25 protein-coding genes are annotated in these 25,515 nt (G+C 30.5%); 11 read left to right on the forward strand and 14 right to left on the reverse strand.

Annotated features, from left to right (window positions below; genetic code table 11):
- Position 1: 1 nt before the first annotated feature.
- Positions 2–1,081, forward strand: coding sequence for a tetratricopeptide repeat protein (locus ABWP78_RS04635; protein WP_353169613.1), 1,080 nt, complete (start codon positions 2–4; stop codon positions 1,079–1,081).
- A gap of 39 nt (positions 1,082–1,120) precedes the next feature.
- Here the strand turns inward: ABWP78_RS04635 and ABWP78_RS04640 are convergent, their stop codons facing one another.
- From ABWP78_RS04640 to rplS, 7 genes are all read right to left on the reverse strand, one after another.
- Positions 1,121–1,705 carry an LURP-one-related family protein gene (locus ABWP78_RS04640; protein WP_353169615.1) on the reverse strand — a complete coding sequence of 195 codons (585 nt, stop codon included), beginning with the start codon at positions 1,703–1,705 and terminating at the stop codon, positions 1,121–1,123.
- A 2-nt stretch (positions 1,706–1,707) separates the two neighbouring features.
- Positions 1,708–2,529: a DUF6929 family protein gene (locus tag ABWP78_RS04645; protein WP_353169616.1), complete on the reverse strand. Its 822-nt coding sequence runs from the start codon at positions 2,527–2,529 to the stop codon at positions 1,708–1,710.
- 1 nt (position 2,530) lies between these two features.
- Complete coding sequence (locus ABWP78_RS04650) at positions 2,531–3,193, reverse strand: thiamine diphosphokinase (protein WP_353169617.1); 663 nt, start codon at positions 3,191–3,193, stop codon at positions 2,531–2,533.
- A gap of 148 nt (positions 3,194–3,341) precedes the next feature.
- A complete protein-coding gene (locus ABWP78_RS04655; protein ID WP_353169618.1) occupies positions 3,342–4,160 on the reverse strand; it encodes a DUF4249 domain-containing protein in 819 nt (272 codons plus the stop codon).
- Between the two features lie 4 nt (positions 4,161–4,164).
- Positions 4,165–6,543 (reverse strand): TonB-dependent receptor, encoded by a 2,379-nt coding sequence (locus ABWP78_RS04660; protein ID WP_353169619.1) that lies wholly within the window; start codon positions 6,541–6,543, stop codon positions 4,165–4,167.
- A 125-nt stretch (positions 6,544–6,668) separates the two neighbouring features.
- Positions 6,669–8,879 carry an NADP-dependent isocitrate dehydrogenase gene (locus ABWP78_RS04665; protein WP_353169620.1) on the reverse strand — a complete coding sequence of 737 codons (2,211 nt, stop codon included), beginning with the start codon at positions 8,877–8,879 and terminating at the stop codon, positions 6,669–6,671.
- 212 nt (positions 8,880–9,091) lie between these two features.
- Positions 9,092–9,442, reverse strand: a complete 351-nt coding sequence (gene rplS, locus ABWP78_RS04670; protein WP_291242356.1) for a 50S ribosomal protein L19 — start codon at positions 9,440–9,442, stop codon at positions 9,092–9,094.
- Between the two features lie 219 nt (positions 9,443–9,661).
- Here rplS and tgt point away from each other — a divergent pair, with 219 nt between their 5' ends.
- The 6 genes from tgt (at position 9,662) to ABWP78_RS04700 (ending at position 16,909) form a co-directional block, all read left to right on the forward strand.
- Positions 9,662–10,792, forward strand: a complete 1,131-nt coding sequence (gene tgt, locus ABWP78_RS04675; RefSeq protein ID WP_353169621.1) for a tRNA guanosine(34) transglycosylase Tgt — start codon at positions 9,662–9,664, stop codon at positions 10,790–10,792.
- A gap of 83 nt (positions 10,793–10,875) precedes the next feature.
- Positions 10,876–11,952 carry an LptF/LptG family permease gene (locus ABWP78_RS04680; RefSeq protein WP_353169622.1) on the forward strand — a complete coding sequence of 359 codons (1,077 nt, stop codon included), beginning with the start codon at positions 10,876–10,878 and terminating at the stop codon, positions 11,950–11,952.
- Positions 11,939–12,859 (forward strand): DMT family transporter, encoded by a 921-nt coding sequence (locus ABWP78_RS04685; protein ID WP_353169623.1) that lies wholly within the window; start codon positions 11,939–11,941, stop codon positions 12,857–12,859. The genes ABWP78_RS04680 and ABWP78_RS04685 overlap by 14 nt, the downstream gene beginning before the upstream one ends.
- Positions 12,860–12,938: 79 nt before the next feature.
- A complete protein-coding gene (locus tag ABWP78_RS04690; RefSeq protein WP_353169624.1) occupies positions 12,939–13,895 on the forward strand; it encodes an acetyl-CoA carboxylase carboxyltransferase subunit alpha in 957 nt (318 codons plus the stop codon).
- A 145-nt stretch (positions 13,896–14,040) separates the two neighbouring features.
- Positions 14,041–15,600, forward strand: coding sequence for a replicative DNA helicase (dnaB, locus tag ABWP78_RS04695; protein ID WP_353169625.1), 1,560 nt, complete (start codon positions 14,041–14,043; stop codon positions 15,598–15,600).
- A gap of 34 nt (positions 15,601–15,634) precedes the next feature.
- Positions 15,635–16,909 (forward strand): asparagine synthetase B, encoded by a 1,275-nt coding sequence (locus ABWP78_RS04700; RefSeq protein WP_353169626.1) that lies wholly within the window; start codon positions 15,635–15,637, stop codon positions 16,907–16,909.
- A gap of 57 nt (positions 16,910–16,966) precedes the next feature.
- Here the strand turns inward: ABWP78_RS04700 and ABWP78_RS04705 are convergent, their stop codons facing one another.
- From ABWP78_RS04705 to ABWP78_RS04715, 3 genes are read right to left on the reverse strand one after another with little or no spacing between them, the layout of a single operon-like run.
- Positions 16,967–17,623: a hypothetical protein gene (locus tag ABWP78_RS04705; RefSeq protein ID WP_353169627.1), complete on the reverse strand. Its 657-nt coding sequence runs from the start codon at positions 17,621–17,623 to the stop codon at positions 16,967–16,969.
- Between the two features lie 33 nt (positions 17,624–17,656).
- The gene (locus tag ABWP78_RS04710) at positions 17,657–18,196 is read right to left on the reverse strand and encodes a YceI family protein (RefSeq protein WP_353169628.1); all 540 of its coding nucleotides are present in this window, start codon (positions 18,194–18,196) and stop codon (positions 17,657–17,659) included.
- 35 nt (positions 18,197–18,231) lie between these two features.
- On the reverse strand, positions 18,232–18,591 hold the full coding sequence (locus tag ABWP78_RS04715; RefSeq protein WP_353169629.1) for a hypothetical protein: 360 nt from the start codon (positions 18,589–18,591) through the stop codon (positions 18,232–18,234).
- A gap of 70 nt (positions 18,592–18,661) precedes the next feature.
- On the opposite strand from ABWP78_RS04715, the gene ABWP78_RS04720 reads away from it, so the two are divergent.
- The 4 genes from ABWP78_RS04720 to ABWP78_RS04735 are packed head-to-tail and all read left to right on the forward strand — an operon-like array spanning position 18,662 to position 21,182.
- A complete protein-coding gene (locus tag ABWP78_RS04720) occupies positions 18,662–19,039 on the forward strand; it encodes an OB-fold protein (protein ID WP_353169630.1) in 378 nt (125 codons plus the stop codon).
- 2 nt (positions 19,040–19,041) lie between these two features.
- A complete protein-coding gene (locus ABWP78_RS04725; RefSeq protein ID WP_353169631.1) occupies positions 19,042–19,893 on the forward strand; it encodes a DUF5777 family beta-barrel protein in 852 nt (283 codons plus the stop codon).
- A 3-nt stretch (positions 19,894–19,896) separates the two neighbouring features.
- Positions 19,897–20,406: an ankyrin repeat domain-containing protein gene (locus ABWP78_RS04730; RefSeq protein ID WP_353169632.1), complete on the forward strand. Its 510-nt coding sequence runs from the start codon at positions 19,897–19,899 to the stop codon at positions 20,404–20,406.
- Positions 20,407–20,423: 17 nt separating this feature from the next.
- Positions 20,424–21,182, forward strand: a complete 759-nt coding sequence (locus ABWP78_RS04735) for a T9SS type A sorting domain-containing protein (protein WP_353169633.1) — start codon at positions 20,424–20,426, stop codon at positions 21,180–21,182.
- A gap of 99 nt (positions 21,183–21,281) precedes the next feature.
- Here ABWP78_RS04735 and ABWP78_RS04740 read toward each other — a convergent pair whose 3' ends face one another.
- The 4 genes from ABWP78_RS04740 to ABWP78_RS04755 all read right to left on the reverse strand — a co-directional run bounded on the left by ABWP78_RS04740 (position 21,282) and on the right by ABWP78_RS04755 (position 25,509).
- On the reverse strand, positions 21,282–23,327 hold the full coding sequence (locus ABWP78_RS04740; RefSeq protein WP_353169634.1) for a T9SS type A sorting domain-containing protein: 2,046 nt from the start codon (positions 23,325–23,327) through the stop codon (positions 21,282–21,284).
- A gap of 21 nt (positions 23,328–23,348) precedes the next feature.
- Entirely contained in the window at positions 23,349–24,479 is a 1,131-nt protein-coding gene (locus ABWP78_RS04745) for a hypothetical protein (RefSeq protein WP_353169635.1), read from the reverse strand.
- A 94-nt stretch (positions 24,480–24,573) separates the two neighbouring features.
- Positions 24,574–25,119, reverse strand: a complete 546-nt coding sequence (locus ABWP78_RS04750) for an acyl-CoA thioesterase (protein ID WP_353169636.1) — start codon at positions 25,117–25,119, stop codon at positions 24,574–24,576.
- Positions 25,120–25,140: 21 nt separating this feature from the next.
- Positions 25,141–25,509, reverse strand: coding sequence for a 6-phosphogluconate dehydrogenase (locus ABWP78_RS04755; RefSeq protein ID WP_353169637.1), 369 nt, complete (start codon positions 25,507–25,509; stop codon positions 25,141–25,143).
- Between the last annotated feature and the right edge of the window lie 6 nt (positions 25,510–25,515).

Consider the following 25,515-nt stretch of genomic DNA (forward strand, 5'->3'; position numbering starts at 1 on the left):
AATGAAAAAAATTGTATTAGGAGTTTTATTAGTAGTGGCATCAGCTACATTTGCTCAAAAAGACGAATTAAAAACATTAAAAAAACTGTATGATAAAGATAAATTGTCTGCTGATGATTTTTCTAAATACAAAGAAACCGTTTTAAAATTAGAAGCCGTTGCTTCTTCCGAAAATGATAAAGTAGCAGCAGGTTTTTATAAAGCCATGCAGCCTATAGTAGAAATGTCACCAAGGAGTACACATCCTAATCTATTGATGATTCAGAAAATATTTACACCCGAAATATTTACAACTATGGTAGAAGGGATGCGTAAAACCCTTGATTTTGAATCAAAACAAGAGAAAAAGGTATTTACAGATGATATTAAAAATACAATTATTATTTTTAAACCAATTTTTAAACAAATGGCATTTGATTTTAATGGCTTAAAAAAGTATAAAGAGGCATCAAAAGCATTTTATAATACATTCCAATTTGATCCTGCTGATGTAGCTAATTTAGAAAACGCAGCCATAACTGCTATGCAGGGCGAAGATTATATAAATGCTGAAAAATATTATAGAGAAATTAAATCCATTGGTTTCAATGGTGTTGGGTTGAAGAAATTTGCTGCAAAACCTGAAAATGTTGCTAAAAATATTTTTGCTTTATCTTTTTTCAATAAAAATGATGAACAAGCAAAATTGGATTTTCTGGAAGCAATTAAATTAAATCCTGAAGATATTCAGATTCAAATGGATCATGCCGCTATTTATTATAGAAATAATGATATTGTAACGTATCAAAAATTAATTGAAGGCATTTTAGAAAAAGATCCAAATAATGCACAATTACAGTATAATGTAGGATTCTTAATGTTGGTTGATGATGCAAAAATTGTAGATGAAATTAATGCCAATTTAAAGAATACAAAAATGTATAATGAGCTAAATGCAAAACGAAAAGCTATGTATTTAAAAGCATTACCCTATTTTGAAAGAGCACATCAACTAGATGTGGCAAACCAAGATATGAAAACAATTTTAAAATTGAGTTATGAAACTCTAGGAATGAAAGACAAAGCAGCTTCTGTTGAATAAAAAAATCCCCAATGAAAGTTGGGGATTTTTTTGTATAATTTATTCTTTAAAAACCATATCAATACACATTACTGCTGAAATTAGCAAAGGGCGTAGTTTGCTCTCTTCGGCTACATCTGTTATATTTATTACGTAATTATCAGCACTTGTAAAAAATTCTTTTCCTAAACCAGCCCATTTTTTAGAAACATTAGCCAATTCTTTATTGTCTTTATTAAATTTAAAATCCCATCCTGTCCATTTACCTTGAAGTGTACATAAATGTTTGTCTTGATGGTCGTGTACTTCAAATCTGCCACCAAAAGAAAAGAATTTCTGTTTAAACACGCCGATTTTTCTTCCACCACCATCAAAAACATCAATATCGGAACGAAAAATTGTTACGCCTCTTTTAATTTGAATGGTTAATTCGCCAGTTGCGGTTCTAATTTCTATATCAAATGGTGTCATTCTTTTGTAATCTGTAAAACGAAATAGTTTTGTAAAAAAGCCCAAATTTGGTTCCCTACATGTTAATACTAATTCATTGTTTTCTGGATTAAAAATATCATAGTTATTGGATGCTTTAAACATACCTATTTGTTCTTTTACAAGAAAAATATTTTGATTAAAAATTGGATTCATAATTATTTTTTTAGGGTTAATTTATAAATTTTTGATTCTAAAATTTCTGTATCATTGTCTTCGCAAAGTAAAAAATGAATTTCTGTATCTTTGTTTTCGTATAATGTAATGCCTTCAAATTTTTGTGTATTTGATATAATTTGTGTTTCTATAATTTCAAATGTATCACTTTTCATTTTTCCAATAAGCGAACCTAATATCTCACCGTCTTCATAAGTTGAAACAGTATCTTCTGCAGTTGCTAAAAAATAAATGAATTGATCTACTAAAATAGCATCTGTAAATGAGACTTCAACGTTTTTAATTTTTGGTAATTTGATGGCCACATACTGTTTTGAAAGTGAGGTAGTAACAGGAACAATAAATATTCCATTTTTGCAGTTTTTTCCATTGCCTCTTTGAAAAAGCAACATGGTTTTATTTGCACAAATTGCACCTTCTATATTAAGTTCATCTTCGTTTAATGAAGCTAATTTTCTTAAAAAATCATACAATACAGACAAATCATTTTTTTGTAAAGCATCAGTTTCTATATTTAAAGAAAACATAGTATTTCGTTGTGCCGTTGAACCAGAACCAAAAATAAAAATTTGATTTCCAAAATGAGTCAAAGCTTCTAAATCTAATTTATTTTTTTTGGGAATATTTTCTTGTGGATTATCTACTAAAGGAAATTTAAGAACTAATTTTTTGTTTATTACATATTGATATAAAAAAGTACTGTTGTCTGAAATAATAAAAAGTACATTTTGATAATATATTAATCCAGAAGCAGAACCGATACCTTTTATATGTTCGAATTCAGTTAATACATAATTCTTCATTTTAGTCAAAACTTTCTATTAATAATAAATTACCTTTTTCGTGAGTGATTGTAATTATTCCGTCTTCGCTAACGTGATTGCTACTTCCTGTTCTATATCCTAATTCTAAACTTTCATTTTGCAATTTGTAAAATAGATTTTCGGTACAAATATTTTCTACTTTTCCTAATGGAATTAATGAAATTATAGCATTTTTAGGGTACCATTTTTTAAAGGAATTAGGTAATAGAAATACTTTTGAATGGTCATCAAATAAAACAATTTTTAATTGATTTCTATACGAAGCAAGAGTTGAAAAATTATTTAAAGTATGATCTGCTCGTTTGCCAGTCGCCCAAATTACATTTGTAGCTTTGTGGCCTTTTTGTATTAAAAATTCAAATGCTTTTTCTAAATCAGTTTTATTTTGATCTGGTGTATGAATAATTTCAATTGGATAATGATTTTCTTTGTAAAATTGGGCATCAAAATTTCTATCAAAATCACCTAATAAAACATCTACTTTTATGCCTAATTCCAAAACACGTTCTATAGCCGCATCTAAAACAATTACCAATGGCGACCATTCTAAAAGTTGTCCTAAAAGTTCAGTATTACAAGCCAACCCATTTGCAATAATTAATGCGGGTTCTTGGTCGTCGCGAACAATATGATGTGAAGACATGTTAGTTTTGTTTCAGGTTTCGGGTTTTAAGTTTTTCTTGTTTGTAAATTTATAATGACTCCAAAGTTATTGTTTTTAATTGATTTAAGAAATTATAAAATTTAATATAATTTCTTAAATCTGCGTTTAAAAACTAATGATGATTTTGCTATTGAATTGTATAATTTCTCACATCCACTTCTGACAATCTAAAATAACCTAACGGATAATTAGTGCTATTAGTTTGATTGATAATATTTCCTTTAACAGTAGCTGGAGGCGTGCTAAAAGGACCATTACTTAATCCTCCAGAAATACTTATTAAAATACTCATAAAATTATAGTAACGTTCAGAAACTCCGTGTAATGTAAATTTAATATTTTGAGCAGGTGTTAAATTTTCATCAATTAGTAATGAAAACATTTGGTTTCCATTTTCAAATTCATCATTAAAAGCACCTAAAAGCGGGAACGGTCTATACGGCACTTTGTATTCTTCTAAATAGAAATTAGATTCTGATCCGTTATCCTGAAAATTAAATTTTAATTCTATTTCATTTCCAGTAATTCCGTTTAAATTTTGTTCGATTGAAGTGATTGTAGGAACTGGATATAATTTGTCTGTGGCAACATATGTTTGTCCGTTATGAATTACCGCCAGTGTGTAAACCCCATTTAATACAGGAGTAAAATTAGTACATTTATAAATTCCAGTTGTGCCAACTTCTAAGAAATTAAAAATAATGTTATTTGAATCTGTTATTCTTACAATTGCCCCATTTACAACAGGCACAACGTTGTTGAAATAATCAGCAGTAGTTGTTATTTTTATAGATTGCTCATTACCAGGCGTACCTTTTTCCCATTTAATGGAAGCATCAATAACCAATTTTGGTTCGCTATTATTTAAATCTACATCAACTACTTCTTCGCAACCAAATAGAATTAAACCAATTGCTAAAATGAAATATTTTATATTATTTTTCATTGTTTTAAAATTTAAAATTATAAGTTACACTTGGTACGATTCCAAAAATAGAAAGTTTTACAGCTTCATTCAATCCGCTGTCTTGATTTTGTCTGAAATTTATAGACGCTGCATTTTTTCTACCGTATAAATTATATACTGAAAAAACCCATTCACCTTGCCAATTTCTGCCTTTATTTTTGGTTGGATTTAAGGTAGCAGAAACATCAATACGATGATAAGCGGGTAAATTATCTTGATTTCTATTTCCATATACGGGAACATTGATGCCTTGATATTGGTATTGTGCCGTTGGAAAAGTAACCGGTTGCCCCGTTTGATAGGTGAAAATACTTCCAAAACTCCACTTTTCATTTAATTTATACATTCCAGTAACATAAATATTATGCATTTTGTCCCAACCTGTTTTATACCAATTACCATTATTTATTCCAGATTCTATAGGTATCCGTCCTGCAGTTAGTTGCTCCGAACGTGAAAGCGTATATGAAATCCAACCTGAAAGTTTCCCTACGTTTTTCTTTGCCATAATTTCTAGTCCATAAGCTCGTGTTTTTCCTGCAAGCAATACTTGTTCAATTGCTTCGTTAGCAATTAGGTCGGCGCCATCTATATAATCTAATCTGTTTTTTACAGTTTTGTAAAACGATTCTACCTCTAAAGTATAGTCGCCATTTTTTAAATTTTTAAAATATCCTAGAGCAAACTGATCTAAAATTTGAGGTTTTAAGAAGTTATCACTCGGTGTCCATATATCTAATGGCGTAGGCGATTGTGTATTAGAAATTAAATGCAAATACTGACTCATTCTATTGTAACTCGCTTTCACAGATTGGTTGTCGTCAAAAGTATACGCCAAAGCAATTCGAGGTTCTAAATTATCAAAACTGGCAATGGTTTCGTTCTTCCCATAATATTTTGTATTAATCGGAGTCGCTTTTTCGTAAATACCCAAATCTGCATCATAAGTTACGGGTTGGTTATTTGCATATATGTTAATGGTTTGTTCGCCTAATCTATAAAACATACTATATCTTAATCCGTAATTTACTGACAATTTATCCGTTAATTTTTGTTCTGCATCAATATAAAAAGCAGGTTCAAAGGCGTGTTTTTTGGCAAGTTGTTTTTCATTAATACTCGAATTTGCATCTATTGGCTCAATTCTTCCTGGATTGAAATCATAATAAATGGCATTTGCTCCATAAAATAATTTAAAACTATCCGAAATATAATGTTTAAAATCATATTTAAAATTGTAATTTTTTATGCCACTTTCCCAGTTGAATCCAATAAAATCTAGTGTTAAACCATAGTAATAATCACTATAAATAAACGAAGCATTTGAGAATAATTTATCGTTAAATAAGTGATTCCAACGTACATTTAAAACAGAATTTCCATAGGTGTTTATAAATTGTTTGTTTATGCTGAATAAATCTCTTCCAAAATAACCTGATAAAAATAAGTTGTTATTTTCGTTCAATTTGTAATTTATTTTTGTGTTTAAATCATAAAAATAAGCCGAATTATTATTGTCAGCTAGTTTCAAAAATAAATGTGCATAGCTGCTTCTCCCAGCTATTAAGAAAGAGCCTTTGTCTTTTACGATTGGTCCTTCGGCTAATATTCTACTTGAAATTAGACCAATTCCTCCCGTCATTCCGAATTTTTTACTGTTACCTTCTTTCTGATAAATATCTAAAACAGAAGCCACTCTTCCGCCAAATCTTGCAGGAATTCCACCCTTATATAGTTTTAAATCTTTAATGGCATCAGCATTGAAAACAGAGAAAAAACCGAATAAATGCGAGGAATTATAAATAGTAGCTTCATCTAATAATATTAAATTTTGATCTGCTGCACCACCGCGAACGTTAAATCCAGATTGTCCTTCACCTGCATTTGTAACGCCTGGTAAAGTTAAAATCGACTTTATTACATCCACTTCACCTAAAATTGCAGGCATTGCTTTTATTTGCGAAATAGTAAGTTTATTGACACTCATTTCTGGTTTGTCAATTTGTAGTTTTTTTGAATTTCCAAGAACTATTACTTGTTCAATCTCATTTGATTTTTCAATCAAAAATAAATCTTTTTTAGTATTAGTATCTAAAGTAATTACTTCCGAAAAACCATCGAAACTTAAAGAATTAATAACGATTTTGTATTCGCCTTTAGGCAAAGAAATGGAATAAAACCCGTATTCATTGGTTAAAGAAGTTCTTGTGGTTGTTTTATTTTGAAAAGAAATTGTAACACCAATTAAAGTTTCATTGGATTTTTGATCTTTTACTATACCGCTTAAAGTTACTTTATCTTGCGAAAAGGCAGATGCAAAAAGAAAGAAAAATAAGAGTGTTAAAAAGTTGTTTTTTTTCATTTTATTTGTTTCAAGGTTTGATGCAAATTTCGTAAAAATATTGCAAAACATTTGTTAAGTAGACGTTAATTAAAAAAGGCGATATAAAGAAATTACATCGCCTTTAATTACTTTGTAAACGAAATTTACATTTTATTTATTATATTATTTAATGTGGCACTTGGTCGCATGGCTTTGCTTAACAAACTTTCATTTGGCTGATAATAACCACCTATTTCTTGTTTTTTACCCTGTGCTTCAATTAATTCCGTGTCAATTTTTGCTTCGTTTGCTTTTAATTCTCCTGCAATAGGCATGAAGTAGGTTTTTAATTCATCGTTTTTATCTTGCGAAGCTAAAGCCTGTGCCCAATATAAAGCAATATAAAAATGAGAACCTCTATTATCTAATTGTCCTATTTTACGAGCTGGAGATTTATCATTGGCCAAGAATTTTTCTGTTGCTTGGTCTAAGGTTTCAGATAAAATCAACGCTTTTTCATTATTCAACGTTTGACCTAAATGCTCTAAAGAAACGCCTAAAGCTAAAATTTCACCTAATGAATCCCAACGTAAGTAGCCTTCATCAATAAATTGCTCTACGTGTTTTGGTGCAGAACCACCTGCTCCAGTTTCAAATAAACCACCACCATTCATTAACGGAACAATAGAAAGCATTTTGGCTGAAGTTCCTAATTCTAAAATTGGAAACAAATCGGTTAAATAATCACGTAACACATTTCCAGAAACTGAAATGGTGTCTTTTCCTTCTCTAATTCTTTTTAATGTTTCCGACATAGCGTCTTTAACATCTAAAATACGAATATCTAAACCTGTAGTATCGTAATTTTTTAAGTATTTTTCTGCTTTTTTGATAATTTCTCTATCGTGAGCTCTATTTTTATCTAGCCAAAATAAAGCTGGAGTATCAGATAAACGGGCTCTATTAACCGCTAATTTTACCCAATCTTGAATTGGTGCATCTTTGGTTTGACACATTCTGAAAATATCTCCAACTGATACTTTTTGAGAAAGCAATATCGCTCCGTTTTCATTTTCCACTTTTACAATTCCGGGTGCAGATAATTGGAACGTTTTGTCGTGCGAGCCATATTCCTCTGCTTTTTGAGCCATTAATCCAACATTTGGCACAGAACCCATTGTTCTTGGGTCTAAAGCACCATACTTTTTCATATCGTCAATAACGGCAGTATAAAAACCAGCATACGAACGATCTGGAATCATTGTAATAGTATCTTCTTCTTTCCCATCTGTATTCCACATTTTCCCACCACTTCTTGCTAAAGCTGCCATAGAAGCATCTACAATAATATCAGAAGAAACGTGAAAATTAGTAATTCCTTTATCAGAATTTACCATAGCTACTTTTGGTCCGATTGTTAAAGCAGCGGCAAGGTCTTGTTTAATAGCTTCTTCTTCAGAAATTCCAGCAATTTTATTGTACAAATCTTGCAAACCATTATTCGGATGAATGTCTAAAGATTTGAATAAGTCAGAATATTTGGTATAAACGGCTTCAAAATAGGTTTCAACAATAGCACCGAAAATAATTGGATCCGAAATTTTCATCATTGTAGCTTTCAAATGAGCAGAAAGCATTACGTTTTTTTCTTTTGCGTATGCAATTGTTTTCTTTGAATATTCTTTTAAAGCTTTTAAATTCATTATTGAACTATCAATGATTTCTCCAGCTTTTAAATTAGAAAAATCTTTTAATACAGTTGTATTACCATCATTTCCTTCAAATACAATTCTGAATTTCGAATCATTTTCAATGGTTGTAGAAGTTTCAGTTCCGTAAAAATCACCTTCATTCATGTGTGCGACTTCCGTTTTAGAATCAGCACTCCAAGTTCCCATGGAATGTGGGTTTTGTTTGGCGTAATTCTTAACGGCTTTTGGTGCACGTCTGTCTGAATTTCCTTCACGTAAAACAGGATTTACTGCAGAACCAAGTACTTTTGAATATTTTGCTTTTATTTCTTTTTCTGTTTCGTTCTGAGGTTCTTCTACAAAATCAGGAATAGCATAACCATGTGATTGCAATTCTGAAATAGCTTCTTTTAATTGAGGAATGGAAGCAGAAACGTTTGGTAATTTTATGATATTTGCTTCTGGCGTTGTAGCTAATTGTCCTAATTCGGATAAATTATCAGCTACTTTTTGGTCGTCTTTCAAATATTCAGGAAAGTTAGATAAAATTCTTCCTGCTAATGAGATATCTCTTGTTTCTACTTTAATATTTGCTGTCTTTGTAAATGCTTTAATTATTGGTAGAAACGAATGAGTGGCTAACATCGGCGCTTCATCTGTTATAGTATAAAAAATTTTCGACATGATTTATATAGTTTATTTATTTCTAAATTAAGGTTAGCAAATATAAGAAATTTAGAGGTATTTTAATTCGTAAACAACAAAAAATAATACAATTTCGAAATTGATAATTTTAGCCTTAAAAATTACAGATTTAATAATTTTTGACTTAAAAAATAAGGATAAAAAAAAATCCCGATACAATCGGGATTTCTTTATGAATACAAATAAGAAGATTAACCTCTTCTTTCTTTGATTTTTGCTTTTTTACCAGTAAGTTCTCTAAAGTAGTAAATTCTTGCTCTACGTACTTTACCTTTTTGGTTCATTTCAATTTTTTGTAAAGCTGGCATATTAACTGGGAAGATACGTTCTACACCAATTGCTCCAGACATTTTACGGATTGTAAATGTTTCAGTAGAAGATGATCCTCTTTTTTGAATTACAACTCCTTTGAAAAACTGAGTTCTTGTTTTTTCACCCTCTTTAATTTCGTAGTACACAGTAATAGTGTCTCCTGCGCTAAAGTTAGGAAAGTCTTTTTTCGATACTAATTCGTTTTGAACGAAATCAAGTAAATTTGACATAATTGTTTATATAAATCATTAAATCTAAGCAACATACACGTCTTTCGCCAGAGGTTGATTAAAGTGGATGCAAAAGTAATACTATTTTTCAATTCTGCAAATTAATTATTTCATTAAATATAGGTAAGCGTTAATTTTATTATAAAGTTGTAAAAACTTCCAGTTGCTAACTTCTATCTTCTAATCTTTTAAATTATATTTGCCCTTTAAAATAGTATAATGAAATTCGATTTATTAAAAACAGATGCTCAAAGCCAAGCAAGAGCTGGACTTATAACAACTGATCACGGTGTAATTGAAACACCAATTTTTATGCCTGTTGGGACAGTAGCTTCTGTAAAAGGCGTGCACCAACGTGAATTGAAAAACGATATTAATCCAGATATTATATTAGGAAATACTTATCATTTATATTTAAGACCTAAATTAGACGTGTTAGAAAAAGCTGGTGGTTTGCATAAATTTATGAATTGGGATAGAAATATCTTAACCGATTCTGGTGGTTACCAAGTTTATTCATTATCAGGTCGACGAAAAATCAAAGAAGAAGGTGTAAAGTTTAAATCGCACTTAGATGGTTCTTATCACTTTTTTTCACCAGAAAATGTAATGGAAACCCAACGTACAATTGGTGCTGATATTATTATGGCTTTTGATGAATGCACGCCGTACCCTTGTGATTACAAATATGCACAACGTTCTATGCATATGACACATCGTTGGTTGGATAGATGCATTAATCATTTAGATACATTACCTTTTAAATACGATTATTCGCAAGCTTTTTTTCCTATTGTTCAAGGAAGTACCTATAAAGACTTACGTCAGCAATCAGCTGAATTCATTGCAAGTAGAAATCAAGTTGGTAATGCGATTGGAGGACTATCAGTAGGTGAACCAGCGGAAGAAATGTATGCGATGACAGAAGTGGTGACTGCTATTTTACCAAAAGACAAACCGCGTTATTTGATGGGAGTAGGCACGCCAGCCAATATTTTAGAGAATATTGCGTTAGGTATTGATATGTTTGATTGTGTAATGCCAACAAGAAATGCTCGAAATGGCATGTTGTTTACATCTGAAGGATTTATCAATATCAAAAATAAGAAATGGGAAGAAGATTTTTCTTCAATAGATGCGATGGCGCACACTTATGTTGATACAGATTATTCGAAAGCCTATTTGCGACATTTATTTATTGCAAATGAATTTTTAGGAAAACAAATTGCAACTATTCATAATCTTGGATTTTATATGTGGTTAGTTCGCGAAGCAAGAAAACAAATTTTAGCAGGAACTTTCAGAGAATGGAAAGAAAGCATGGTTAAAAAAGTAACAACGAGATTGTAAAATTTTGTTTAATTAAGGTTAATTGTTTTAAAAGTTTAGGAGACATTACAAAAAAATCATAAACAAAAACAGCCAAATAAATTATGAAAAAAATAGATTGGTACATATTTAAAAGATACTTAATCACATTTACAGCTATGTTGTTTATGTTTATTCCAATTGGAATTATTATAGATGTATCTGAAAAAATCAATCGTATGATTGAAAATAAAGTAGCTTTTAAAGAAATTTTAATTTATTACTATGGATTTACGATCTATTTTGCTAATCTATTATTTCCGATTTTTCTGTTTTTATCCATTATTTGGTTTACTTCAAAATTAGCCAATAACAGCGAAATTATCGCCATTTTAAGTTCTGGAATTTCATTTACGCGTTTTTTACGACCTTATATTTTAGGTGCGACTTTAGTATCTTTAGTAACTTTATTAATGGGTTTTTTCATTTTGCCAGATGCCAGTGAAAAGTATTGGGGTTTTAGGTATGAATATCTTAAAAAAAATGGGGAAGAAAGACAAACATCAGATATTTTTCGTCTAGTAAAACCAAATGAATTTATGTATGTTAGTAGTTATAACGGAATATCGAAAACAGGATTTGATTTTATTTACGAAAAATTTAACGGCAATAAATTAGAATATAAATTATATGCTCATAGAGTTAAGTATAATGAAAAAACAAAAGATTATACCTTGTTTGATTATGTAAAAAGAACAATCGGAAAAGAAAACGACATCATCGAAAGGCAAGAAAAATTAATTCGAAAATTTGAATTTGAACCGGATGATTTAACACCTGTAATTTATGTAGCAGAAACTATGAATATATTTAATTTGGTTCATTTTATTGATAAAGAACGATCTAAAGGAAGTTCTAATTTAGATTTATATTTAGTGGTGTTATATAAAAAATTCAGTACACCAGTATCTGCATTTATATTAACCATAATTGCAGTTTCTGTTTCAGCAATGAAGCGTAGAGGAGGAATGGGCATAAATTTAGCTATTGGTATTTTGGTAGCTTTTTCTTTCGTATTTTTCGATAAAATTTTTGGAACTTTAGCTGAAAGTTCAAGTATTCCTCCATTTTTAGCAGTGTGGTTTCCCAACTTTATTTTCGGAATTTTAGCATTTTATTTGTTAAGAAATGCCAGACGTTAATTTAAAACATACCTTACATCTTCATTTAATTGTTTTTATTTGGGGTTTTACAGCCATTTTAGGAAAGTTAATTTCTTTAGATGCATTGCCTTTGGTATGGTGGCGAATGTCATTAGCGGTTGTTATAATTTTCGGATACATTTATTACCGAAAAACAAGTTTTCAATTAGCCAGAAAAGATATTATATTGCTAATAGTTTCAGGATTAGTAATTGCCTTACATTGGATAACCTTTTTTAAAGCCATTAAAGTTTCTAATATATCCATCACATTGGCTTGTTTATCTACGGGAGCTTTTTTCACCTCAATTTTAGAGCCCATTTTTTACAAACGAAAAATGGTTTGGTACGAAATCGTATTTGGACTTATCGTTTTAATTGGTTTATATTTTGTAATTGAATCTTCGGAACCAAATTTTATTCAAAAAAGTATTACTAGTAATATGTCGGGCACCATGCAGGGTGTACTTTTAGCTTTAACTTCTGCCTTTTTATCGGCAAGTTTTTCTATAATTAATGGAAAATTTGCTCAAAGAATTGATGCTACAATTGTTTCCATTTATGAATTATTTGGGGGTGTATTATTTTTAAGCGTTTTCTTACTATTTACAAATCAGTTTTCAATAGAATTTTTCAATATTACACTTTCCGATTTTATGTTGTTAGGTATTTTAGCTTCCATTTGCACAGCTTATGCTTTTATTGCTTCAGTGAACGTTATGAAGTACATTTCACCTTATACAGTAATGCTAACTATAAATTTAGAACCCGTATATGGAATTGCCTTAGCGGTTTTAATTTTCGAAAAAAACGAACAAATGAGCTATTCATTTTATATAGGTGCTACAATCATACTTATTACAGTGATTTTGAATGGATTAATGAGAAATACTAAAAAAAGTAGTTAGATATCGGTTCAAAAATTATTCAAATAATTATTAAATAGTATCTTTGTATTTACAAACAAATTAATAAAAATTAACTTTTATGGAATATTTAGATTTTGAATTGCCAATAAAAGAGCTTGAAGATCAATTGGAAAAATGCGTTGTTTTAGGTCAGGAATCAGATGTTGATGTTTCTGCTACTTGCAAACAACTGGAAGATAAATTAGAAAAAGCAAAAAAAGATTTATATAAAAATCTTACGGCTTGGCAGCGCGTTCAAATGTCGCGGCATCCAAACAGACCATATACTTTAGAATACATAACCAACCTAACCGATGGCACTTTTTTAGAGTTATTTGGAGACAGAAATTTTAAAGATGACAAAGCTATGGTGGGTGGCTTAGGAAGAATAAACGGACAATCGTATATGATTATTGGGCAACAGAAAGGTATTAATACTAAAATGCGTCAATTACGTAATTTCGGTATGGCAAATCCTGAAGGATACCGTAAAGCGTTACGATTAATGAAAATGGCAGAAAAATTTAATATTCCTGTTTTAACATTAATAGATACTCCTGGTGCGTATCCTGGCTTAGAAGCTGAAGAACGCGGACAAGGGGAAGCAATTGCGCGTAATATTTTTGAAATGGCTCGATTAAAAACGCCAATTATTTCTGTTATTATTGGTGAAGGTGCTTCTGGAGGCGCTTTAGGAATTGGAGTAGGTGATAGAGTTTTTATGTTAGAAAACACTTGGTATTCTGTAATTTCACCAGAATCTTGCTCTTCTATTTTATGGAGAAGTTGGGAATTTAAAGAACAAGCAGCTGAAGCTTTAAAACTTACAGCTATTGATATGAAAAAGCAAAAATTAATTGACGATATTATTCCAGAACCATTAGGTGGCGTGCATCGCGATAAAGAATGGATGTTTAAAACGGTTGAAAAATACATTACTAAATCGTACCTAGAATTAAAAGACTTATCAACAAAAGATTTAGTAGCACAAAGAATGGAAAAATACAGTAAAATGGGCGAGTTTTCCGATAATTAAGAAAATATTCATAATTTATCCGTCTTATCTTTTTTTATTGATAAGACGGATTTTTTTGACATATTAACAATAAAAAATAGTTATTAACAGTTTCTGTTTAACAAATTAAATTCGATATTACTTAATTTTTTTTTACTTTCGCTATATGGAAAAAGCATTTACAATTAACCCCGTTAAAGTAGATAAATCAACTACTATTACTTTAGAAAAAGGAAAACTTCCACCACAAGCTGTAGATATAGAAGAAGCAGTTTTGGGAGCGATGTTAATTGACGTAAAAGCGCCAGGCGAAGTTATAGATTTATTAAATCCCGATGTGTTTTATAAAGAATCACACAAATATATTTATGAAGCCATAAATCAATTGTTTCATAGTACGCCTCCGCAACCAATTGATTTATTAACGGTTTCAGCGCAATTAAAAAGAAACGGAAATTTAGAAATGGCTGGTAGCGATTTTTATCTGATACAACTTACTCAAAAAATTGCATCATCGGCACATATCGTTTTTCACGCCCGAATTATACTTCAAAAATTTATTCAAAGAAGTTTAATTTCTATCTCAAGTAAATTAATTGAAGATTGTTACGATGAAGGAATGGACGTGTTTGATTTATTAGACACAGCTGAAACCAATTTATACGAAATTACACAAGGCAATCTTAAAAAAGGATACGAGACGGCACAAAGTCTTGTAAATCAAGCGAAACAACGTATCGAAGAAATATCAAACAAAGAAGGTTTATCTGGAATTCCATCCGGTTTTAGAAAATTAGACGATTTAACTTCTGGATGGCAACCTTCAGATTTAATTATTATTGCGGCTCGTCCGGGTATGGGAAAAACAGCATTCGTTTTATCAATGGCAAGAAATATTGCCGTTTCAGGAAACGAACCTGTTGCACTTTTTTCTCTGGAAATGTCATCAGTACAATTAATTACTCGTTTAATTTCAAGTGAAACGGGTTTAACCTCAGAGAAACTTCGAAAAGGAGATTTAGAACCCCACGAATGGGAACAATTAAATGTTAAAGTTAAAGATTTAGAAAAAGCACCATTATATATTGATGATACACCTTCATTATCTATTTTCGATTTACGTGCAAAAGCCCGTCGTTTAGTTTCTCAACACGGAATAAAATTAATTGTTGTCGATTATTTACAATTAATGTCAGCTGGAAATTCTGGAAAAGGTGGTGGTAATAGAGAACAAGAAATTTCTATGATTTCAAGAAGTTTAAAAGCTTTGGCAAAAGAACTAAGTGTGCCTGTAATTGCACTTTCTCAGTTATCACGTGCAGTAGAAACGCGTGGGTCAAGTAAAAGACCTTTACTTTCCGATTTACGTGAATCGGGTGCGATTGAACAAGATGCTGATATTGTATCATTTATTTATCGTCCAGAATATTATAAAATTGACAATTGGGATGATGATGAAGCAGCTCCAACAACAAATCAGGCAGAATTTATTGTTGCAAAACATAGAAATGGTAGTTTAGATAACATCAGATTAAAATTCTTAGGACAATTTGGTAAATTTGATAATTTAGATGAATTTGGAATGACTTATAACGATTCAATGCCTTCAAAAATGAATTTAGATTCTCAAAATCCATTTGCGACTCCAAATTTACCTTCACCAAATGATGCCTTTGGAAGCAGCATGAATGTTGGTTTTAGCGAAGATAGTGACGTGCCATTTTAATCATTAATTTGTATATTTACAAAAATAGCTTTTGATGAACTATATAAAACAACTTGTTTTTTTACTTATTTTAATTTGTTTCACAAAATTAAATGCGTCTTCGGTTTTGTTGCCAATGGATAATGATGGGCAGCAAAATCATTTAAAAGCATACGGTATTACGTATTGGGCTTTGGCAAAAAATTATAAGGTAAACTGGTTATTAAATTATCGAGGCGGTTCTTTTTTATTGCCTGATGGCGATGATATCAGAAAAGAATGTCAGATTAGAGGTGTATCTTTTGAAGTCTTATCAGATGGTGCAACGGCTACTATTTTAGAAGAAATAAGTAGTCCATCTCAGAATATGGAAACGGTAGTTTTAGAAAAAGCACCAAAAATTGCGGTGTACACTCCAAAAGGAAAGCAACCTTGGGATGATGCAGTTACCATGGTTCTTACTTATGCCGAAATTCCTTATACAGAAATTTACGATACAGAAGTATTGTCAGATCAACTAGTTTTGTATGAATGGTTGCATTTGCATCATGAAGATTTTACTGGTCAGTACGGTAAATTTTTCAGCAATTACAGAAATGCACCTTGGTATATTCAGCAAAAAGCAGAAGCAGAAGCATTAGCTAAAAAATTAGGATTTAACAAAGTATCCGAAGAAAAATTAGCAGTCGCAACTAAAATTAGAGATTACGTAATTGGCGGTGGGTTTATGTTTGCCATGTGTTCTGCAACAGATAGCTTTGATATTGCTTTGGCAGCCCAAAACACAGATATTTGCGAACCTATGTTTGATGGTGATGCCAGCGAATCTAATTACCAATCTAAATTAGAATATTCCAATACCTTTGCTTTTAAAGATTTTATTTTGGAAAAACAACCCATGAAATACGAATTTTCAGATATTGATACTACTGAGGAGCACGGAAAAGGTAGTTTTTCAATGGAAGTAGATTATTTTACTTTAATGGATTTTTCTGCAAAATGGGATCCTATTCCAACGATGTTATGTCAAAATCATACTCAAATTGTAAAAGGGTTTATGGGACAAACCACTGCTTTTTTGTCCGATAAAATTAAGTCGAATGTTTTGTTAATGGGCGAATGTAAAATTAATGGTGAAGCCAGATACATTCACGGCACAAAGGGAAAAGGAATGTTCACCTATTACGGCGGGCACGATCCAGAAGATTATCAGCATAGAGTAGGAGATGCACCAACTGTTTTAGATTTGCATCCAAATTCGCCAGGTTATCGATTAATTTTAAATAATGTGCTTTTTCCAGCCGCTCGAAAAAAGAAACTTAAAACCTAAAAAAATATCCCAAACTCAATTTGAATTTGGGATATTTTTTTGGTATAAAAAAGTAAATTACATACCTCCTAATTCTTGTTGTAATTCTTCTTGTGTTACTTTTTTGTAACCTTCTGGTACTGTAAAGCAAGATGCTGAAGGCGCTTTGTCTACAGCAGTAGCTAATAAAACTACTTTACCTTTTTCGCTATTTACTTCAACTTCTAAAGGAAATCCTGTAAGTTTTAATTTATCTGTAGGTAAAGATTGTACTGCAATAGCTTCTGTAATATAAAAGGTATTAACTACTCCGCTGTTCATTGTTACTAAAGCTTTATAACATTTATATCCTAAAATTTCTTTAGTTGCTTTTTTATCATAAGTAACTGATTCGGCATCTTTTAGAGAAGCTACATCTGTATTTGCAAATCCTTCAGCTTCACCTGTTACTTCATATTTTTTACCCATCATATCCATTAGCATTCTGGTTTCTTTTGGATTGTTTTTGTCCATAGAAATCGTTTTTACAGATATCATTCCGCTCATCATATCCAGTTGAGTTGCTGAAGATTTTTCATCAAATGATATTTTAATAGTATTTGTTCCCATTGCTGCCATTTCCTCATTGTCAGGCATTGTCATTTCATACGTTACAGCGCCTGTTTTTGTTTGTGCATAAAATTGTGTAGATACAATTGCAAAGGCAACGAATGCTAATTTTTTTAAGTTTTTCATGTGTAATTGGGTTTAAATTTAAAGATTAGTATATTATTTTAATAAGAAGTTACAATTTAAAGTTACTTTTTTGGAAACTTTTTTAGAAACAACACTTGGTATTTCAATATCAAAGTCGGATACATTAACGTTAAAATCTGTTTTAATTTCTATATCCGAACCTGTTTTTTTAATTTTAGCAATTGAAGTAATATCTTTACTTTTTCCGTGAAGTTCTAATTTCCCTTTAATAGTATAATCTTTTAGACTCGAAGTTAATTTAGAAACATCAAAATTCTCAATTTTTCCTTTAAAAGTTGCTTTAGGAAATTTAGAACTCTCCATATAACTTTCATTAAAATGCTCTTCCATTAAAGCAATTTTAAATCGAAAACCTTTCATTAAAGCTAAAACAGCAATTTCACCATTATTAGTATTCATAATACAAGTTACTGCGTTATTTTTGGCTTTAATTTCTTCAAAAGAAGGTACGGAAGCTTCAAAACTAATGCTGCCAGTTTTGGTAATCTTTTTTTCTTGAATTGGCGATAAACTTACTAATAATAACCATCCAATTAGGGCAATTTTTTTCATAAAACTATATTTAAGATGGAAACTATTTATAAAAATTATTCTAAAAGTCCGTCAGTATTCCAATCTGTTATTAAATCAATAGTGGTTTGCGGAAGTCGAGTTCCTTGATAAGGCATCATTCCTGAAGCGCCTTGAGCTCTTGAAATACGGTCTAAAAGACCATTATTTTGAACAGATAATTTTACTTGATTATAAGTAACTAATGATGTTTGAGCACCCGCAGATGGAGTAGTGCCATGGCAAGCCACACAATTATTATCTATAATAGGTTTTATATTTTGGATGTATTTTGTTGTATTTGTAGACAATGGAATTGTTAAATCGTCTTCCGAATTAGTACTACAACCAAAAATAAAAATAATCGAAGTCAATATTAAATAATTTGTTTTTTTCATATTAAAATTAGTATTTACTCACAATATTACAAAATAATTTATAAGTTTGTACATGCATAATTAAAAATAAATGAAAAAAGTTGCAGTTGGTTTATTGGTTATCATAGTTATCGTGTTTTTGTCGTATAACTATTTATATCAAGATCATAGAGACATTTCCAGTGAGAAAGCTGTTTTTTCGATAACCGGGACAAAGATTTTACAAGATTTTTCAATTGATGAGTCAAAAGCAAATTTAAAATATTTAGATAAAACAATTACTATTAAAGGAAAAATCACCAGTATTGATGCTTTAAATAACACTATAGTAATTGATGACAAAGTATTTGTTTTGCTCAAAAAAACCTCTGATGTAAAACAAAATGAAGTAATTAGCATTCAAGGAAGAGTTTTAGGTTATGATTCTTTGTTGGAAGAAATTAAAATAGATCAAGCTGAAATTAAATAATTATGATAAAGAAAATTACTTTTTTATTTTTTGTATTTCCATTTTTAATGGTTGCTCAAGACGATTTGCTTAAAGAAATCGATACGTTATCTGATGCAAATCAATCAGAAACAGCGGCATTTAAATCTTTAAAAATCGTGAATTTAGAATCTACGAAATTAGCATCTAAAGGCGATATGTATTTTGTGGTTGCACACCGTTTTGGTTATTTAGATAAAGGATTTGAAGACTTTTTCGGTTTAGATGAAGCCAATACGCGTTTACAACTTGTATACGGTTTAACCAATGGTGTTACTATACATGCTTCTCGTTCTGGATTTCAAAAAACCTATGAATTTGCTACAAAATACAGATTATTTGGACAAAAAAAACAAGGATTTCCTTTTGAAATTGTTGGTTTCAATAGTTTGGCAATTAATACAGAATTAGAAAAAACAACCTTACCAAAATTAGAGTTTTCAGATCGTTTGGCTTATGTGAATCAAATTCTAATTTCAAGAAAATTCAATGATAATTTATCGTTAGAATTTGCACCAACACATTTTCATCAAAATTATGTTGCCAATAATTCTCAAGACAATAGTCAATTTGCCGTTGGTTTAGGAGGTAGGTATAAGTTTACCAAACGTTGGTCGTTTAATTTGGATTATGCAGCACATTTAAACAGAGCATCTAATTCTACTTTCAAAAATCCACTTTCTATTGGGTTCGATTTAGAAACAGGTGGTCATGTTTTCCAAATGCACTTTACGAATTCACAAGCCATGCATGAATCAGGCTATTTAGGAAATACGTCTGGAAGTTGGAATGATGGAAAAATTGCTTTTGGATTCAATTTAATTCGAGTTTTTTAGTATATGAAAATAATATTTTTCTTTTTATTTATTTTTTCAACTACTTTTGCACAGAAAGATGTTTTTGCCGTGTCCAGAAATGGGAGTCTTTTAGAATTAAAAGAATTAATTAAGTCAGATATAGATTGCATAAATAAAATAAATGAGAATGGATATTCCACTTTAATTTTAGCTATTTATTCTAATAATATTGAAGTTGCAAATTATTTATTGCAAAATGTGAACAATATCAATTATCTTTCTAAAAGTGGAACAGCATTGATGGCAGCAGCAATCAAAGAAAATTATCAATTTACAAAGCAATTAATTGAGAAAAAAGTAAATTTAGATTTTCAAGATTCAAATGGTCAAACTGCCTTAATTATGGCAATTAACACCAATAATATACCTATAATTGAAGCTTTAATTTCGGCTAAAGCAAATGTTAAAATTAGAGACAATTACAATAAAGAAGCCCTTGATTATGCTCTTAAAACAAATAATCAAAAAATTATTAATCTACTAAATTATTAACCATTACATTTTAAATTATGAAAAAAATTTTACTTTTTACACTAATTCTTTTTGGTATGAGTGCTACTGCACAAAATCATACTACTGGAGTAATCAATTTGACTACAGGTTATACAGTTAAATTTGATACGAATCCAACAACAGTAACAATGACTCTAGTTGGACCATCTGATAAATGGTTAGGTCTTGGATTTGGAATGACTACAATGTCACAAACTGGTGATGGCGTAATAGTATCAGGAACAATAGCAACTTTAACAGATAGAAATTTTACTGGTTCAACAAGTACTCCAAATTCAGATTCAGCTCAAAGTTGGTCGACAACATCTAATACCGTTGCTGGCACAGTTAGAACAATCATAGCTACAAGAGCTTTGTCAACAGTTGATACTACAGGTGTAGATTTCACTTTTACAAACTCAACTGCTTCAATTAATCTAATATGGGCTTTAGGTTCTAGTTTAACTTTAGCATACCACGGTGGAACCAGAGGAAATGGTATTTCAGGCACTTTTGCACTGAGTACAGATTCATTCAGTATGGCGGGATTTAAGCTATATCCTAACCCAGCAGATGAAATTTTTGCTATTGAATTACCGGATACTATAGAAAATATTACTGTAAAAATATTTGATGTATTAGGTAAGGAAGTGATGCAAAAAGAAATTTCTAAACTAGAAAATAAAATCAATACTAGTGATTTAAGCCCTGGTAATTACTTAGTTAAAGTTATGTTTGACGATAAATCATATGCAACCACTTTAATTTTACAATAAAAATATTTTTTTTATTTTTTTTATTAACCCTAAAAGCTTCTTGCTTTTAGGGTTTTTTTTATTTATGAAAATGGAATTAATTCTAATAGCTTTTTGAATTTATTTTTTGATGAAATTCTCGGCAAATATCTTTCCTTCTTTGGTTTCTATACTTAAAATATATATTCCGTTGCTTAAATTTGAAACGTCTATGGAATTAAAATCAGAAGTGATTCTACCAATCGTTTTTCCATTTGTATCAATTATATGTATTGCATTAATATTTAAATGTTCAATATTTGATATTGTTAAATAATCAGATGTAGGATTTGGGTAAATTACAACTTCTTTACCATTGAATGAAGACGCACTTAATGGAAAGTTGCCTTCAATAACATTTAGAGTTTGATTGATGTTCGGATTTGTAATAATATCTACAGCACCTGAAGGCCAAATTACTTTTATTTGAGTAATTGCTGTAGCCGTTCCTATTCCAAAATGAACATTTAAGGTGCTCATAAATTCAAAACCTTCACCGCTTCTAACTTCTCTAATTTGTTTACCCCAAACACCATGAATTTCTACACGTGCCCCAATTCCATTTCTGTTACTTTGAATACCTTGAAACGTTACTTTTATCCAGTTATTTCCGTTTGGAACTGCAGTACGAATAGTATTTCCGTTTAAAATATCAAGAAAACCATCGTTGTTTAAATCACCAACAGCACCTAATGAAACGTTAGGATAGTTTGCCGGTAAAAATGTATTATTACCTTGGTTAAACATAATTTTATTTCCACCACCCATTACATCAATAAAACCATTATTATCAAAATCATATGCTATATAATCTCTATTAATGTTATTGTCCAAATCCCATCCAGAACCAATTGTAATGTTTGTAAATGCTTCTTCAGAAGTATTAGTTGTATTTAAATTGTTTTTAAAAAACATATGCCCTGTATTTCCATTGGAGCCAACTAAAATATCCATATCACCATCATTATCGAAATCAGCAATCGCAGAAGACCATGATTGTACAGGTGTTGTGTTGATTTGAGCAATAGCTGAAATATCTGTAAAAATACCATTTCCATCATTTCTATGAAGTTCACAAGGAGGTCCGGAACATTTAGAAACAAACATATCCGCATCGCCATCATTATCATAATCTGTCCATAATGAAGCATAGTTTCCTCCGCTTGAAAGGACTCCTAATGAATACGATCCAGGAGTTACACCTGACTGATAATGTGTAAATGATGCGCCATTATTATTATTCATGTAATATACATTTGGTGCCACATCATGACAAGAAAACGCATCTAAATGACCGTCATTATTAATGTCAATAAAATTAGTTCTTTGACAGAAAATATATTCTGGTGGGTTAATGTTTGAATAAGCTGTTCCTGTGTTGTTAGATTTCCAAAATGTTAATCCATTACCGCCACCTAAAACCAAATCATTAAATCCGTCCCTGTTGTAATCCCCAGCTGCAATACTCCACGAAGGCATATCACTAGTTCCTGTTATTGGAAAATCAGTCATATTAAAAGTATTTCCTGTACCTTGGTAATGAATTTTTAAATTATTTGCGCTTACCCCTACAATGTCGTCTTTGTTATCACCATTCATATCCACAACACAAATAGTATACGAGCTATTTATTGTTGAAATGGTTTGTGAAGTATAATTTACAGGAGTAGGTATTGGAGCGATATATGGTCCTTCTGATAGTTGAAAAGTAAATCCAGCTGAAGACCATCTATTATCCCATGCAATATAATAAGTAGTTCCAGCTATAGCTGTAAAACTTCCTACTGATGAATAACTTGCTCCTGAATCATCATCACCACCTACACAAGTTAGTGTACTACATGTTCCACTATAAACATGGAAGCGTGTATCAATTTTTGGAGTATTTGCTAAAATATTTGAGCTGATTGTTGTGGTGTAGTTTTGTGTAGGAATATATTTATACCATTCACCAGCCGTAGCTCCAGTTCCATTTATTGCACATATAGGAGTTGGAATTTGTGTTCCGTTTACCGCAGTTACTACATGCATTCCAGTTGTTATTGTTAGTGCACTTGCACATGTGTCTTGAGCCCAGTTTGAGTAATTAATAAAAATTACAAAAAATAATATAAAATATTTTTTCATTTTTGATATATTAAAATGTTATTACTGACAAGGTTGTAATGAATTTATCCATTGTCCTATTAAACTTATTGCTTCTTCATGAACTACTGTTCTTCCGTGAAGAGGCATTCTGTATGCTTCATTTGTTGTGTTTAAACGATAGTATAACATGGATCTATTTATGTTTCCTGGTGTTATGATTTTTCCTAAAGCTGGAGCAAAGTTTTGCATATCTTGTGTATCTACACAAACACCCAAGTTTGTTAATCCATTTGCAGCTCCTGTTTCGTTAAAAGCAAATCGCATTGGTCTATAATCGCAATGTTTTCCATTTTGGTGACAATGGGCACAATTAATATCTAAATAAGAGCGTACTCTTTTTTCTAAAGATTTTGATGTGTCGTTATAATCAATCGTGGTGTTATTTTCTGTAGGTAAAGCAAAATTATTCTCTAAATACCCTTGCTCTATCCATTTTGTTAGCTGATTTTGAGTAAAGGACCCGTAATTATAGTTATGATTTAGATTTTGAGGTTTAATACCAATTGGGATGTGAATGGTTTGTATACTTCCATTAACATTTTCTGTGTTTTTATGACAAGTGATACATTGAACTTCTGATGGAATTCTGTAATCTGTAGTTTTAATTAAATTATTTTCATCTTTCCAAGATATGTTTACAAAACTTCCATTTAAATCTAAATACGCTTCTGTTTGGGCATCATTCCAAACATAATCAGCAAAAATCCAACCCGTTTGTTTTCGAATCATTATTCTTGTTTCAATATTACGAGTTGTATTGTTTGGTTGTATTTTATCGTAATAAAAGGTTTTTATCAAAGCGGATCCTACTGGTAATTCTAATACTTTCGAGTCACCGTTATAAGTTGCTTTTACGCCAATTGGCATCCAAACAAATCTTTTTTTGTGAGCATAATCTGTAAACAACACACTTGCTGGTGCATAAGGAAGTACATTTAATGTAGGAATTTGATTTTTTATTTCACCTTCAAAGAAATGATAATCAGAAAGTTTAGGATAAGGTACTTGTGTTAAATCAACTTTAATAGGTGATGTAGGTATGGAGTTATATTCTTCTTCAGTTTCATCATTACAAGATATTATAAACAATGTGATACATAAAAGTAAAATAGATAGTATTTTTTTATTCATTCCTTAATTTTTTACTAAAATAGTCAAAAAAATGAACTATTTCAAAAATATAATATAAATAAGTTTAACTGTTCATTTTCAGATATTTAATTATTTATTTTAATTTAAGTATAATGTTATGTTTTTTTAAATTATTTAGCGCTTCCGACGAAGAAAAATCTAAAGTTATTTCCTCATCTAAATATTCTATTTTAGCTGAAATTCTATTTATACTTTCATAAAAACGTCGCACTTCTTCTAAAGTAGATAATACTAACTTAGGAACCTTTACATTAACGCCAGCTTCATTTTTGGCAACCATGGTAAAATAACTTGAATTTGTATGTTTTACTTTTCCGGTTTGAATATTTTGAGAAATTACACGAATCCCAACCACCATAGAGCTGTTACCAACATAATTTACACAAGCTTTTAAGGTGACTAATTCGCCGATTTCAACAGGATTTAAAAAATTTACCGTATCAACAGATGCCGTTACGCAATAGCTTCCACAATATTTAGAAGCACATGCAAAAGCAATTTGATCCATTAAACTTAGTAAATAGCCACCATGAATTTTACCACTAAAATTACTATGTGAAGGCAACATTAATTCAGATAATGTAATTTTTGAAGCTGCAACCGTATTGGATGTTTTCATTTATTTAGTATTAAAATAAGTTTATTTTTCAGGTTGAACTTTTGTAATATAATAATTAGAATCGCCCCACCATAAAAAGGTATCATAACGTTCAATATATTCTATTCTTACAAATTTTCCTTGATTGTTTTTTAATTGTTCAATTACTTCTGGCTCATTATCCATTACTGAAAATGCAAATTTTTGTGAACCTGAAAGACCTTGGCTTAATTGACCTTCCCAAGTTTTAAAAAAATATCCTTCATGTCTAAATTTTATTAATTCGCCAGTTCGCATGCCGTCACTAAAAGATGCGTAATATAAAAAAGAAATATACGAAGCGCCAGCTAATACAATAGCTAATATTCCATATATTAGGACTTTTTGAATAAGGGTCATATTATTTGTCATATATTT

It is taken from the genome of Flavobacterium sp. (assembly GCF_040402955.1).
Classification (GTDB): Bacteria; Bacteroidota; Bacteroidia; order Flavobacteriales; family Flavobacteriaceae; genus Flavobacterium.